This window comes from Hyphomonas sp., assembly GCF_018402285.1.
In the GTDB taxonomy this organism is placed as follows: Bacteria; Pseudomonadota; Alphaproteobacteria; order Caulobacterales; family Hyphomonadaceae; genus Hyphomonas.
The window spans coordinates 258,989-272,261 of sequence record NZ_JAGYJH010000004.1; the positions used below are offsets into that span (position 1 = coordinate 258,989).

10 protein-coding genes and 2 pseudogenes are annotated in these 13,273 nt (G+C 62.1%); 11 read left to right on the top strand and 1 reads right to left on the bottom strand.

The features are described 5' to 3' along the window. The first annotated feature begins 79 nt into the window (after positions 1-79). The 7 genes from tsaE (at position 80) to trxA (ending at position 9,273) form a co-directional block, all read left to right on the top strand. Positions 80-535 carry a tRNA (adenosine(37)-N6)-threonylcarbamoyltransferase complex ATPase subunit type 1 TsaE gene (gene tsaE, locus KG722_RS11000; protein WP_213271825.1) on the top strand — a complete coding sequence of 152 codons (456 nt, stop codon included), beginning with the start codon at positions 80-82 and terminating at the stop codon, positions 533-535. Then, positions 519-1,619, top strand: a complete 1,101-nt coding sequence (locus KG722_RS11005; RefSeq protein ID WP_213271826.1) for a phosphotransferase — start codon at positions 519-521, stop codon at positions 1,617-1,619. Before tsaE ends, KG722_RS11005 begins: the two co-directional genes overlap by 17 nt. Beyond that, positions 1,616-2,341 carry a nucleotidyltransferase family protein gene (locus KG722_RS11010; protein ID WP_213271827.1) on the top strand — a complete coding sequence of 242 codons (726 nt, stop codon included), beginning with the start codon at positions 1,616-1,618 and terminating at the stop codon, positions 2,339-2,341. Before KG722_RS11005 ends, KG722_RS11010 begins: the two co-directional genes overlap by 4 nt. Continuing rightward, positions 2,331-4,103, top strand: a complete 1,773-nt coding sequence (locus KG722_RS11015; protein ID WP_213271828.1) for a hypothetical protein — start codon at positions 2,331-2,333, stop codon at positions 4,101-4,103. The genes KG722_RS11010 and KG722_RS11015 overlap by 11 nt, the downstream gene beginning before the upstream one ends. Continuing rightward, positions 4,060-5,385, top strand: a complete 1,326-nt coding sequence (locus tag KG722_RS11020; protein ID WP_213271829.1) for a PD-(D/E)XK nuclease family protein — start codon at positions 4,060-4,062, stop codon at positions 5,383-5,385. The genes KG722_RS11015 and KG722_RS11020 overlap by 44 nt, the downstream gene beginning before the upstream one ends. Beyond that, entirely contained in the window at positions 5,378-8,887 is a 3,510-nt protein-coding gene (addA, locus tag KG722_RS11025; protein WP_213271830.1) for a double-strand break repair helicase AddA, read from the top strand. The genes KG722_RS11020 and addA overlap by 8 nt, the downstream gene beginning before the upstream one ends. 65 nt (positions 8,888-8,952) lie before the next feature. Then, positions 8,953-9,273 carry a thioredoxin gene (trxA, locus tag KG722_RS11030; protein ID WP_213271831.1) on the top strand — a complete coding sequence of 107 codons (321 nt, stop codon included), beginning with the start codon at positions 8,953-8,955 and terminating at the stop codon, positions 9,271-9,273. An 11-nt stretch (positions 9,274-9,284) separates the two neighbouring features. On the opposite strand, the gene KG722_RS11035 is transcribed toward trxA, so the two are convergent. After that, positions 9,285-10,226 (bottom strand): ABC transporter ATP-binding protein, encoded by a 942-nt coding sequence (locus KG722_RS11035; protein WP_213271832.1) that lies wholly within the window; start codon positions 10,224-10,226, stop codon positions 9,285-9,287. A 118-nt stretch (positions 10,227-10,344) separates the two neighbouring features. Here KG722_RS11035 and KG722_RS11040 point away from each other — a divergent pair, with 118 nt between their 5' ends. The 4 genes and pseudogenes from KG722_RS11040 to KG722_RS11050 all read left to right on the top strand — a co-directional run bounded on the left by KG722_RS11040 (position 10,345) and on the right by KG722_RS11050 (position 13,217). After that, complete coding sequence (locus tag KG722_RS11040; RefSeq protein WP_213271833.1) at positions 10,345-10,548, top strand: zinc-finger domain-containing protein; 204 nt, start codon at positions 10,345-10,347, stop codon at positions 10,546-10,548. 34 nt (positions 10,549-10,582) lie between these two features. Then, a pseudogene (locus KG722_RS15150) lies at positions 10,583-10,645 on the top strand (hypothetical protein); the annotation flags it as partial. Positions 10,646-10,833: 188 nt separating this feature from the next. Further along, positions 10,834-11,769, top strand: coding sequence for an FAD-dependent monooxygenase (locus KG722_RS11045; protein WP_366910230.1), 936 nt, complete (start codon positions 10,834-10,836; stop codon positions 11,767-11,769). A gap of 72 nt (positions 11,770-11,841) precedes the next feature. Beyond that, positions 11,842-13,217, top strand: a pseudogene (locus KG722_RS11050) (L-serine ammonia-lyase). Positions 13,218-13,273 lie beyond the last annotated feature (56 nt).

Here is a 13,273-nt window from a genome sequence, read left to right on the forward strand (position 1 = left end):
CACTGCAAGCCGGGTCACTCCGTCACATACTGCGGTTAAACCGAGGTTGCGCAAGGTCAGCGCAAGGCTAGGAAGAAGTATGGATCATACTTTTGTTTTACCCGATGAGGATGCAACGCTCGCGCTGGGTCAGTCGATCGCCCGGATTCTGAGGCCCGGCGACTTTCTGGCGCTGCATGGGGATCTTGGGGCAGGCAAGACGACGCTGACGCGCGGCATCGTTCAGGCGCTTCTGGGGAGCGATGAAGAGGTGCCCAGCCCGACTTACACGCTGGTACAGATGTATGATGGGCCAGCTTTTCCACTCTGGCACTTTGATCTCTACCGGCTTGAGGATCCCGAAGGCGTAGAGGAACTGGGCTGGGATGAGACTGTTGACGGTGTCGCCCTGGTCGAGTGGCCGGAGAGGGCCGGACGGCATTTGCCAGGCGTGCGGCTGGATGTGTTGCTTGAAATTCACGGGGATCAGCGACGCGCGAGGCTGGAACCAAAGGGCGAAGGCTGGCAGGAACGGCTGCATGGATTCAGCCACTGACTCGCGCGCTTCAGAGATTGGCCGGTTCCTCGCCCGCGCGGGCGAGGGATGGGACCGTGCCATTCACAAACCGCTGAGCCAGGATGCGTCAACGCGGCGCTATATCCGGCTTCAAAGGGAAGATGGCGCTTTTGCGCTGCTCATGGATGCACCCAGGGTGGAGGATGATCCTTGTCCGCCCGATGCAGACCGCTCCTTGCGCGAGAAGATGGGCTGGAACGCGATGACGCGGCTGGCGGCGTCGAGGGTCGAGGCATTCGCGCTGATTTCCGGACATTTGCGGGGTCTCGGCCTGGCGGCCCCGGAAGTTTATGCCTTTGATCCGGCGCATGGCTTTGCGTTGATTGAAGATTTTGGCGAAGGGCGGGAGTTTGCCCGGATGATCGAGCGGGGAGAGGCCGATGAGCCCTCGCTTTACCGCGCGGCGGCAGAGACGCTGGCGGTTCTGCATGCTGCACCGGTGCCGCACCGGCTTGAAAAGTCTGGCATAAGCTGGCCGATCCTCGACTTTGACGCGGTCGCGCTGGGCGCCAATGCCGACCTTTATGCCGACTGGTTGCCGCTGGAAGCGGGGGGCACAAAGATGACCGGCGCCGCGCGGGCCCGCTGGGAAGACGAGCGGGATGCGTTGATCGAAAAAGCCGCGTCTTTTCCCAGGACTTTCACGCTTCGGGATTACCATGCCGAGAATCTGCTGTGGCTCCCCGGCGGGCGCGTGGGCCTTCTGGACTTTCAGGATGCTGTGCGCGGATGGGACGCCTGGGACATGGCAATGCTGACCCAGGACGCGCGCAGGGTGGTCTCCCATGACGCCTCGGAGGCTGCCATAGAGACATTTCTGGCCAGAACCGGCCAATCCCGGACAGATTTTGACGAGCGACTGGCCGTGATCGGCGTTCTGAACGCGCTTCGGATTGCCGGGGTATTCTCCCGTCTCCAGCACCGTGACCAGAAGCCGAGATATGGCGCGTTCCAACCCCGGCAGCTGACGATTCTCGCGCGCAATCTTGCCCATCCGTCGCTTTCCGGGATGCGGGCGTTTGTGCGCGAGCAGACCCCCTTTGTGTTCGAGGCCAGGATATGAGCGTTCCGGTTCCGCATACGGCTATGGTGCTGGCCGCTGGCCTCGGCACACGGATGCGGCCGCTGACGGATGACTGCCCGAAGCCGCTGATCGCCGTGCGTGGGCGCAAACTGATCGACAGGGTGATCGGGCCTCTTGCGCAGGCAGGTGTCCGACGGATTGTCGTAAATGTTCACTATCTTGCCGAGCAGATCGAGGATTACCTCAGAGGCCTATCCGGCTTCGAGGTGATCATTTCCGATGAACGAGGCGAGGTCCTGGAGACAGGAGGCGGGTTGGCCAAGGCGCGGCCGCTTTTGGGGGAAGACCCGGTATTTGTCCTGAACACTGATGCTTTCTGGTCGCCTGAACTGGCAGATCCGTTGCTTGCGCTGGCAGACGCCTTTGACCCGGCGCAGGAGGATGAACGGCTGCTGTTGGCCGACACAGGGCGCGCGCTTGGTTTTGACGGGCCGGGTGACTTTTTTATGGAACCGGACGGGCGTCTGAAGCGGCGCGGTGAGGCAGCGTCCGCGCCCTGGGCCTATGCCGGGGTCCGGATCATGAAGCCCCGGATTTATGATGCACGGCCGGTGGAGCGATTTTCAGCGGTTAAGGTCTGGGACGAACTGATCCCCCAGGGCCGTGCGCGCGGACTGGCGCTCGATTCCTTCTGGCTGCATGTGGGGGATCCGCAAGCCTTGAAGGATGCGGAGATGTGGGTGGCCTGTCATGGCGGCTGATGCGCTGTTCGGGCCGGATGCGCCGCGCATCCGGACGATTGCGCCCGGCACCGCCTTCGTGAGGGAACTGTCCCGCGCGCTGGCGGCCGAGACATCGCTGGCGCAGCGCCCTGACGCACTGGCGGATGCGATCATCTATGTTCCCAACCGCCGGTCTGCCCGTGCGCTTTCGCTCGCGCTATTTGATGCTGCGGGGGGAGAGACCCTTCTGCCACCGGACATCCGCGCGCTGGGTGATCTGGACAGCGGCGAGCCGCCGCCGGTTGCCGAACAGGCGTTGTCGGGCATCGCACCGCCGCTCTCGGGCACGAAACAGCTCGGCGAAATTACGCAGTTGGTGCGGGGATATTACCGCAACGCGCTGAGGATGGATCTGCCGCCTGCGAGCGCACTTTCCTCAGCCCGCGAGCTCCTGCGCCTGCTTGAGCAGGCCGCGATGAGTGAGACTGCTGACTGGAGCAAGCTGGCCGACCTCAACCCGGGAGCCGACCTTGCTGCGCACTGGTCACGCTCGGCAGACTTCTTGAAGATTGTCACGGAATACTGGCCAGCGCGGCTGGCCGAACTGGGCGCGACCGATCCGTTCAGGGAACGGATCAGGGCGGCGACTGCGCTGGCTGACCACTGGCGGGAGAAGCCCCCTGGCGGGCCGGTCATCATTGCCGGATCGACAGGTGCAACGCCGCCCGGTCGGATACTGATGCGGGCTGTTCTCGGTCTGCCCAAGGGGCTGATTGTCCTGCCGGGCCTTGATACTTGGCTGAACGACAAGCAGTGGGCTTCCGTCATCAAGGCGCCTGGGCACCCGCAGAACACATTGATCCGGACCCTGATGGCATTGGGGCGATCGCCGGACAGCGTTGCGCCATGGCCCGGTATTTCCGAGAACGGCCAGGCGCGGGCGCGCGTTCGCCTCATCCATGAGGCGCTGGCACCTGCCGAAGATACAGCTGACTGGCGCGCGACGCTGGAGAACCTGGCCAGGGCCAGCGCGCAGCCAATTGAGGACTTTGTGCGCGATGGTCTGACAGGCCTCAGCATTGCCAACACACCGAATGAAGCTGCCGAAGCGGAAGCGGCTGCACTGCTGATGCGCGAAACACTGGAGCAGGAGGGCAAGACGGCGGCGCTGGTTACCCCGGATGCAGGGCTGGCGCGGCGGGTTTCGGCGCTTCTTGGCCGGTGGGGCATCAGGGTTGCGCCTTCGGCGCCTGTGCCGCTCGGGCGAACACAAGCCGGAAGCCTGATCGGCCTGTGCGCCAGGTGGGCTGCCGACCCGGGAGAGCCTGCGGTGCTGGCGTCCGTCCTGAAACATCCATTCGTCCGCCGGAAGATGGAGTCTGGAAAGCTCGACCTTTATTTCCTGAGAGGCCCGAGGCGGTGGGGCAGTCTTGATGACCTGGCGCACAGCATAGATACTCGCCACCAACTGGAGCTGCACGCGCCCTTCCGGCGGGAAGACCAGGATGAGGCAATTCTGCTGGTCCAGCGTCTGGGGCAAATTCTCGAAGAGACCGATGGGGATTTTTCTCTCCTGCCTTCGGTGACTGCAGATCAGGCGGCAAAGCGCGTGGCCGATCTTGCCGGCGCCATAAGTGAGACGCCGCTGCCCTGGGCCGGGGAGGATGGCGCAGGGGCTTCCAATCTGCTTCAGCGGCTTGCCGACCTTGGCCCCTATCTCGGAGAGATGAGCCCGGGATCATTCGCAGATCTGGTTGATGCCGAGGCGTCGCAACCTGCAGGTGCAGACCGGCGACCCTGAGCATCCAAGGCTTTCGATCTGGGGCCCGCTGGAGGCGCGGCTTCAGTCTGCGGACCGGCTTATCCTTGCTGGATTGAATGAAGATGTCTGGCCCGAGAAGCCACCGGCAGATGCGTTCCTGCCGCGCCGCTTCCGGGCGCCGCTTGGGCTGAATGATCCTGAAGAGCGGATGGGGCTTTCGGCGCATGACTTTGCCCAGCTGGCGGCCGCGCCGCATGTCGTGATGCTGTATGCCGGGCGGCGGGATGACAGTCCGGCGGTTGCCTCGCGCTGGGTGTGGCGTCTCCGGACACTGGCGGAGGGCGCGTTTGGCGACCGGACACCAGAGCTGCTTCAGGGCGAGACCGGCCAGCTTATGCATCTGGTCAATACGCTTCAGAAGCGGAACACGAATGCTCTGCCTGCAGATTTTGCCGAGCCCAAACCGAAGAAGCGGGCACCTCAAGACTGGCCGAGGCGGCTGTCCGTTACGCGTGTGGACCGTCTGCAGCGCGATCCCTATTCGATCTGGGCTGAGTCCGTTCTCGGCCTGAAGCAGGTGGATGTCCTGGGCGCTCAACTCGCCAGCAATCTGCGCGGCACAGCCATTCACGCCGCGCTCGACGCGTTCGAGAATGAGGGCGTTGCCAAAACCGCTGAAAGCCTGCTGGACCTCATTCGTATCGAGCTTTCGCGCACCGGTGAACCAGAAGCGGCCTGGGCTGGCCGGCTCGCGATCTGGCAGGATGTGGTGGCCTGGTATCTGGGCTGGCGGGACAGGCGGGATATTTCCGGGACGTTTGAACGGGAAGTCCCGGGTGAAATTGCCATTGAAATATCCGGACGCCCGTTCGAGCTTTCAGCGACTGCAGACCGGATAGAGCGGACGTCCACCGGCGGTCTGGTCATCATTGATTTCAAGACAGGCCTGCCGCCTTCGGACAAGGCGATTGAAGCGGGATACGACCAGCAGATGCCGCTTCAGGCCGTCATTGCAGCCCAGGGGGGCTTCAGGAATGTCCGTCCGGCGCCGGTTGACGCGCTTGAATATGTGGCCATCCGTGGACGGCCGGAAGCGCGCCGGATTGCCGAAGGAAAGAGCAGCCAGAAAACGCTCAAAGAGCTGATTTCAGCGGCGGCAGACGGGTATGTAAGGCTGGTGGCAGCCTACCGCGATCCTGAGGCGGTATTTGCCTCTGCGCCCCGCGTTCAGTTCGTGAAGTATGATTATGGCTATAACCTGCTGGCACGCCGGGCCGAATGGAACCGCGACACGGCAGGTGGAGATGGCGGCGATGAGTGATCAGCAGACGCACGAAACCGCTTTTCGACAGGCGATTCGCACGCAGGCCGGCGCGGCCAATCCGGATGTGTCGGCGTATGCGACGGCCAATGCCGGCAGCGGCAAGACCAAGGTTCTGATCGACAGGGTTGCACGGCTGCTCCTGCGGCGCGAGGATGGCCGGCCGGGCGCTGAGCCGGACTCGATCCTCTGCATCACCTACACGCGCGCTGCAGCCAACGAAATGCTGACCCGTCTTTTCCGGACGCTGGGGGATTGGGCAGTCAAGGAAGATGACAGTCTGAAAGAAGCCCTCTCGCGGCTGGAAGGACGGGACGCGTCAAGTTATTCGCGCGATGACCTGCGGGATGCGCGGCGCCTGTTTGCGCGCGCGCTTGAGACGCCCGGCGGATTGCGGATCGAGACAATCCACGCCTTCTGTGCGCGGGTCCTTCGCCGGTTTCCCCTTGAGGCGGGGGTGGTGCCGGGCTTTACTGAAATGGAAGACCGGGACGCCACGGCCTTATGGCACCTGGCAAAGGAGCGGGCCATTCTGCAGGCGGCAGAGACCGCTCCGGAAGAGTTGGCGCTGATAACGCGGGAAGCCATGAATGAAGGCGCGTCGAGCGCGCTTGATGCGCTCCGGGCATCGGGTGCCGCCGTGATGCGGTTTGCCGAGCGTTATGAGTTTGACATGGACGATATGATGGCTGCAGTGCGCGCCGATCTGGGGGCGCCGCTGGAGACGCCCTCCGAAATCCTTACGGCGGCGATGGGAACGACTTTGCCGCGGGCCGCGATCAGGGAAGCGATGACGGCGCTTTTGAAGGGGTCAACTGCCGATCTCGACCGGGCGCAGGTGCTTGAGAGTGTCCTTGCTGCGCAGACGCCCGAAGCGGTCTGGGAGGCCTACGCGCCGTTTTTCCTGACGGCCAGGGGGGAATTCAGGGCTCAGAATCCCTACACAAAGAAGACCGGTGAGATGTGCCCGGAGTTGCCGGAGTATTTCCAGGTCAAGGAGGGTGAAGGACGCGAAACGGCCCGCATTCGCGAGCTCCTGGACGTGTTGCGACGCGCGAATGCGTTTGCGCGGACATCTGCGCTTCTCAGGATTGGCCTGCCTTCCCTGAAATTTTACCGGGACGAGAAAGCGCGGCGCGGGGCGCTCGATTTTGATGACCTCATTCAGAAGACGCGGGTGCTGCTCGAAGCTGAGGGAATGGCCAATTGGGTGCTCTACAAGCTTGATGGCAGCATTTCACATGTGCTGCTGGATGAAGCGCAGGACACCAGCCCCGAGCAGTGGGATCTGATCCGGGCCCTGACGAATGAATTTGGAGCGGGTGAGGGGCAGGACTATTCGCAGGACCCCCGGACGATGTTCATCGTGGGGGATGAGAAACAGTCGATCTATTCTTTCCAGGGCGCAGAACCTGAACGCCTGTTGACCGAAACGCGGCGGCTGGAAGAGCGAATGGCTGGCGCGACGGGCGTCGAGATGCTGATGTCGTTCCGGTCTGCCCCCGAAGTGCTGACTTATGTCGATACGGTCTGGAACAGTGCGCCGCCTCTCGATGCCGGGATCGGGGACGCGCCGCCGCGATCAGCAGAGACCCTGGTGCATACGGCCCGAAGATGGGATCAGCATGGCGCGGTCGAAATCTGGCCGATTGAGCCAAAAGCGCCAGATGACGAAACCGATGCCTGGGAGCGCCCGGTAGACATTGTCAGGGCAACGTCTCCAAAGGCTCGTCTTGCCTCTTCGGTTGCCCGTGCGGTGAAGGACATGATCGACCGGGGCGAGACCATATGGGAAGGCAAGGCGCAGAGGGCTGTCCGGCCCGAAGATGTACTGATCCTTGTGAGCAAACGGCAGGGAGGGCTATTTGAATCCCTCATTACGGCGCTCAAGAGCGAAGGCTTGCCTGTCGCCGGAGCAGACCGCCTGACGCTTACGGACTTTATCGGTGTGCAGGACTGCCTGAACCTGATGCGGTTTGCCACGCTCGATCTGCGGGATCTGACGCTTGCGGAAATTCTGCGTGGTCCATTCTGCGGTCTGGTTGATGACGACCGGTATCTGTTCCCGCTGGCTTCGGGCAGGGTTCGGGGAGAGACGCTGTGGTCGCGTGTGAAAGCCAGCAGCGATCCTGATGTGCAGCGTGCAGCACGGTTTCTCCAGGGCCTGCTTGACCGGGCGCAGCTGCCGCCCTTCGAGTTTCTGAGCCATGTCCTGGACCGCGTGTGTGAGGAGGGACATACCGGGTGGGAGAGGCTCAACGCCCGTCTCGGGACGCCGGCGCGGGATCCGGTAGAGTCCCTGCTTTCGCGGGCACTCAGCCATGACAGCGCGGCGCCATCCTCCTTGCAGGCTTTTGTCGCGGCGATGGAGTCAGGTTCGGTCGAGATCAAACGCGACCTGGCTGAAGCCGGGCGGGAAGTGCGCGTGATGACCGTGCATGGCGCCAAGGGCCTGCAGGCGCCAGTGGTCATCCTTCCGGATACGACGTCCAAGCCAAAGACGAGCGCTCCGGCAGTTCTTGAGAGTGCAAACGCGCTCGTGTGGTCTCCCCGCAAGGATACGGATGCCGACGCTTCCCAGCGCGCACGCGCCCTAGCTGAAATCAAAGCGCGCCAAGAGCATCGCCGGTTGCTCTACGTGGCGCTGACACGCGCTCAGGACAGGCTGATCATTGCCGGTCACTGGACCGGGCCCGTTGGTGAAGGCAGGCCGGGTTTCGAGAAGGGGTCCTGGTACGCGCTCTGCGACGCCGCCATGGAGAAATTGGACCACGAGCTGCTGGGACATGTGCGCAGGTTCGGCCGAGTTGAGGCAACCGGCAAGCAGCGGGGTTCAGAGGAGGCCCGCGCTGAAGTGCAGCTTCCAGGCTGGGCTCTGGGGCCGGCACCGCTTGACCCGGCGGCCAGGCGTCTCTCGGCGCCGACCAGCCTGCTCGGGCCAAAAACGCGGATTGTCGCCCCCTTTGATGCCGGACGCGAAGAGCGGCTGAAGCGTGGCCGCGCAATCCACGCATTGCTGCAATACTTGCCCGAGCTGCCCCAGGCGCAGCGTGAGGCAGCTGCAGAAGCGTATCTGTCGCGAGACACCGATCTGACACCTGCCCAACGCGCAGAAATGAAGGCTTCCGCGCTGGGTGTAATGCAGGACCCATCCCTTCGTGAGATATTCCAGCCGGGCGGCAGGGCAGAGGCGGCGATAATTGGCACGTCGCCAGATCTGCCGTCAGGTACCGTGATCAACGGCCGCGTTGACCGGCTGGTTGTGACGCCGGAGCGGGTGCTGGTCATTGACTACAAGACTGACCAGCCCGCGCCGGATGATCCCGAAGATGTCGCCGATACGTATGTGGCGCAAATGGCCGCCTATTGGGCGGTCCTCAAAACGGCGTTTCCAGACCGGGACATTGTGGCCGCGCTCTGCTGGACAGATGGGCCGCGCCTGATGCGCCTGCCGGAGGCGCAGCTTTTAGCTGTGCTTACAAGTGCGCGCGCGATGGTTTGACTTGGCACAAGAGTCCCTATGTATCAGGCTTGAAAAGCAGACTGACGGCAGAAGGAGCCGCAACCATGGCAGCGATCAATGTAAACGAAGATGATTTTGACGGCGTCGTCACCGCATCAGAGACCCCGGTCGTGGTCGATTTCTGGGCCGAATGGTGCGGGCCGTGCAAGCAGATGTCGCCCCATCTGGAGGCTGTCGCCGAGGAAATGACCGGCAAGGTCAAGATCGTCAAAGTGAATGTCGACGATTTTCCGCTGGTTGGCGCGAGATATGGCGTCCGCGGTCTGCCGACTTTGCTGATGTTCAAGGACGGTAAAGTTACCGCCACACGCAATGGCGCCATGAACCGCCAGGCCCTGACCGACTGGATCAAGCAGAGCCTTTGAGGGTCCGCGGTTCAGGCGGTTTCGCTGGTCAGTGAAATAAAAACGTCTTCGAGATCGGGCGCTTCCGTCGACAGGTCAGCGATGCTGATACCCGCCGTGCGGACACGTTCGAGAAGACGCCCGATCCCTGTTTCGCTGGTACGGAAGGTAAGGGCGAGCCCTCCATCCGCGCGCATTTTTGCATCGAGGCCCGACAGATCTGCCGGGATCGCGCCCAAGGGCTCTTTCGGGTAGACGACGAGTGTCTTGTAGTCGAGACGGGACAGAAGCTGGTGGGTCGGTTCACAGGCAACGATTTCGCCATGGTTGACGATGGCGATCGTGTCGCAAAGTTCCTCGGCTTCCTCAAGATAATGCGTGGTGAGGATGATTGTCGTGCCTTTGGCGTGAAGTTCCCGAACATAATCCCAGAGGAGGCGGCGAAGTTCCACGTCAACCCCGGCGGTAGGCTCATCCAGGATCAGGACCGGGGGATTATGCACAAGCGCCTTTGCCACCATAAGCCGGCGTTTCATGCCGCCCGACAGCTGGCGGACATAGGCGTCTTTCTTGTCGGCAAGGCCGAGAGCGGTCAGGATTTCAACTGTGCGGCGCTCTGCTTTTGGTACGCCGTAAAAACCCGCCATCAGCTCCAGCATCTCGAAGGGCGTAAAGAACGGGTCGGCAACGACTTCCTGGTTCACAACGCCAATTGCGGCCCGGCTCTGGCGAGGGTCTTTATCGACATCGAGACCCCATATTCGCGCAGTGCCGGATGTTTTTTTGACGAGGCCTGCCAGAATATTGATGAACGTCGATTTTCCTGCGCCGTTTGGTCCAAGAAGCCCGAAGATAGTTCCGGTCGGAATTGCCAGGTTGATGCCGTTGAGCGCTTGTTTTTCTGGCATTTTTCCAGATGCAGCATAGGTCTTCCGGAGGTCCCGGACCTCAATGGCATAGGTGGGTTCAGGCATGGTCGCTCGCTTCCAGATGGCAGGGTGCCTTGCGCGGTCCATGCCCAGTCTTTAGTTAGGGGGCTGCTGGCTGCGCCGCAAGCAATCGCGGCAATGCCATTTCAGGAGACCCACCGGCATGCCCGCCAAACGCGATGTATTCTCACCGCCAGAGATTTCGATGGTCACCAGCCACAAGGTTTCCTGCAATGGCGGGGGCGGCGCTCTGGGCCACCCGAAAGTCTGGTACGAGATGGGCGACGAAGATTTCGTCGAGTGCAAATACTGCGATCGCCGCTTTGTCCTGATTGGCGGCAAGCAAGACCCTTCACAAGCGCGCTGAGGAGGCGGCCCCCAACAGGACCGGCGGCAAGCCCATGCACATCCTGATTGCAGGCGGGGGGATCGGTGGACTGACAGCAGCGCTGGCATGTCTGAAAGCAGGGCATACGGTTTCGGTCCTGGAACAGGCGCCTGAGATCGCCGATGTGGGCGCGGGCATTCAGATCAGCCCAAATGGCATGAAGGTGCTCGACGCGCTGGGGCATCCGCCCGTGTTGCCCGGGATGCTTTCCGGCCGAGGGCCCAGGAGCTGCGGCTGGGGCGGAGCGGGGGGCGGATATTCAGTGTGCCGCTGCGTGAGGCGTCCCAGGCCAGATGGCGGGGCGAGTATCTCCACATACACAGGGCAGATCTCATCGAGGCATTGCAGGGGTGTGTGGTTGATCGCGCGCCAGATGCCATCCGGCTGGGTGCGCGCGTAACCGCCTATGAGCCGAGTGACACAGGCGTCACGGCGGTTCTGAGCGACGGCGAAAAGGTCACCGGGGACCTTCTTGTCGGAGCCGATGGCATACACTCAACCATCCGCACACAGATGCTTGGGCCTGACAATCCACGCTTCACAGGGAATGTCGCATGGCGTGCAGTGGTGCCGGTAGCCAGGCTTGGCGATTATCCGCCACCGGAGACGGCGTGCGTCTGGGCGGGCAAACGGCGTCATGCTGTGACATACCGTCTGCGCCGGGGGAGCCTGGCAAATTTTGTCGGTGTCGTTGAAGCTGATCAGCCTGGCGATGAGTCCTGGACGGCAGTGGGCGCCCGCCAGCAGGCCTTGAAGGATTTCCGGGGTTGGAACCCGGTAATCCAGAGGATCATTGACGAAGCACCGTTGCTGATGCGGTGGTCGCTTTACGACCGGCCTGAATTGTCCAAATGGCAGGAGGGGCGGGTCGTGCTTCTGGGGGACGCCTGCCACCCTATGCTGCCCTTCATGGCGCAGGGCGCCGTGATGGCGATCGAAGATGCGTATGTTCTGGCGCGCGAAGTTGCTCGCGAGAGGCCAGTTCAGGAATCGCTGCGGGTTTATGAAATGAAACGCAAGCCCCGCGCCACCCGCGTGCAGGCCGCTGCCCGGGAAAATGCGGCGCTGTTTCATCGCTCAAACCCACTCTCCCAACTTTGTACCTATGGACCTATGTGGGTTGCCGGAAAATACCTGCCATCATTGGTCCATGGCCGGCACGACTGGCTATATGGACTGGATGTGACGGAACCTGACTGACACAGGTTGCGCCTGCCAGCCAATTCGGCCACGAGACTGCACAAGGTTACGCAGAGGAAACCGTCTCTTCAGATGCTGTCGGTATTGGATATTTTCAGGGTCGGTATCGGTCCCTCGAGTTCGCACACGGTAGGTCCGATCCGGATCGGTAACCGGTTCATGGCGCAACTCGCCAACAGCGGAAAACTTGCAGACACAGTCGGCATTGAGGCCGAGCTGCAAGGTTCACTGGCACTTACCGGTGTGGGGCACGCCACACCGAAGGCTGTGGTGCTCGGCTTGCTCAGCCTGGAGCCAGAAACACTCGATCCTGAAGAAGCCGACCGGTTGGTCGCGCTTGCGTACAAGGAGAAACTGCTTTTGGTGTCTGACGGACGCAAGATCAGGTTTGATCCCGAGACGGATATACGTTTTGCGTATGATGTCATGCCGGACCTGCACCCGAACGGATTGCGGGTCCGGGCTTTCAATGCACAAGGCAGCACAATCGCCGATGAGACCTGGTACTCGACTGGCGGGGGCTTCATTGCGACGCGCAAGCAGTTGGAAAAGCCGGTAGAAGGTGACATCCTGGCTGTCGGGGAGCCTGTACCATTCGGGTTTACCTCCGCGGCGCAATTACTCGCCACGTGTCAGTCGGAAAAGCTGAGTATTGATGAGGTGATCCTTGCGAATGAGGACACAAAGCGGCCCCGGACTGCGACCCACGAGGCACTCGACCGGATAGCCGGGGTGATGATGGCCTGCATCGACAGGGGACTTGTGCGAAAGGGGGAGCTTCCAGGCGGCCTTAGAGTGCGCCGGCGGGCACCGGATATCTGGCAGAAACTGCAGGACGGTCCGCCCTCAAACGAACGTGAGCAGCTGTTCGACTGGCTGAACGTTTACGCGATGGCAGTGAATGAGGAGAACGCAGCAGGGGGCAGGTTGTGACGGCGCCGACCAATGGCGCTGCCGGGATCATTCCGTCCGTGATCCGGCACTATTGTGCGGATACAGAAGATGCCCGGTCCAGAATTCGGAAGTTCCTTCTGACGGCGGGCGGGATTGGGCTTCTGTACAAACAGCGCGCGTCCATTTCGGGTGCCGAAATGGGATGTCAGGGGGAGGTGGGAGTTGCGTGTTCCATGGCCGCCGGCGGGCTGGCGGCCGTCTGGGGGGGCACGCCCCAACAGGTCGCCAATGCCGCCGAGATCGGTATGGAGCACAATCTCGGGCTTACCTGTGATCCTGTCGGCGGTCTGGTTCAGATCCCCTGTATAGAGCGTAACGCAATTGGCGCCGTGAAAGCGGCGAACGCGGCGCGCCTTGCCCTGCATTCGCTCGAGCAGACAAAGGTTTCGCTGGATCAGGTGATCGAAACCATGCGGCAGACCGGTCTGGATATGTCATCCAAATACAAGGAGACAAGCCAGGGCGGGCTCGCGGTCAATGTGATCGAGTGTTAGCGCACTGACACAAAACATTATCAGAGCCGACACCGAAATGTAGCGGAACCCCATTA

Bases quoted from the DNA above. Each gene is read 5' to 3' on its own strand.
- KG722_RS11040 (WP_213271833.1), top strand. From the start codon at position 10,345: ATGCCCGCCAAACGCGATGTATTCTCACCGCCAGAGATTTCGATGGTC.
- addA (WP_213271830.1), top strand. From the start codon at position 5,378: ATGAGTGATCAGCAGACGCACGAAACCGCTTTTCGACAGGCGATTCGC.
- KG722_RS11005 (WP_213271826.1), top strand. From the start codon at position 519: ATGGATTCAGCCACTGACTCGCGCGCTTCAGAGATTGGCCGGTTCCTC.
- KG722_RS11020 (WP_213271829.1), top strand. From the start codon at position 4,060: ATGCCGAGGCGTCGCAACCTGCAGGTGCAGACCGGCGACCCTGAGCAT.
- KG722_RS11015 (WP_213271828.1), top strand. From the start codon at position 2,331: ATGGCGGCTGATGCGCTGTTCGGGCCGGATGCGCCGCGCATCCGGACG.
- KG722_RS11035 (WP_213271832.1), bottom strand. From the start codon at position 10,226: ATGCCTGAACCCACCTATGCCATTGAGGTCCGGGACCTCCGGAAGACC.
- trxA (WP_213271831.1), top strand. From the start codon at position 8,953: ATGGCAGCGATCAATGTAAACGAAGATGATTTTGACGGCGTCGTCACC.
- KG722_RS11010 (WP_213271827.1), top strand. From the start codon at position 1,616: ATGAGCGTTCCGGTTCCGCATACGGCTATGGTGCTGGCCGCTGGCCTC.
- tsaE (WP_213271825.1), top strand. From the start codon at position 80: ATGGATCATACTTTTGTTTTACCCGATGAGGATGCAACGCTCGCGCTG.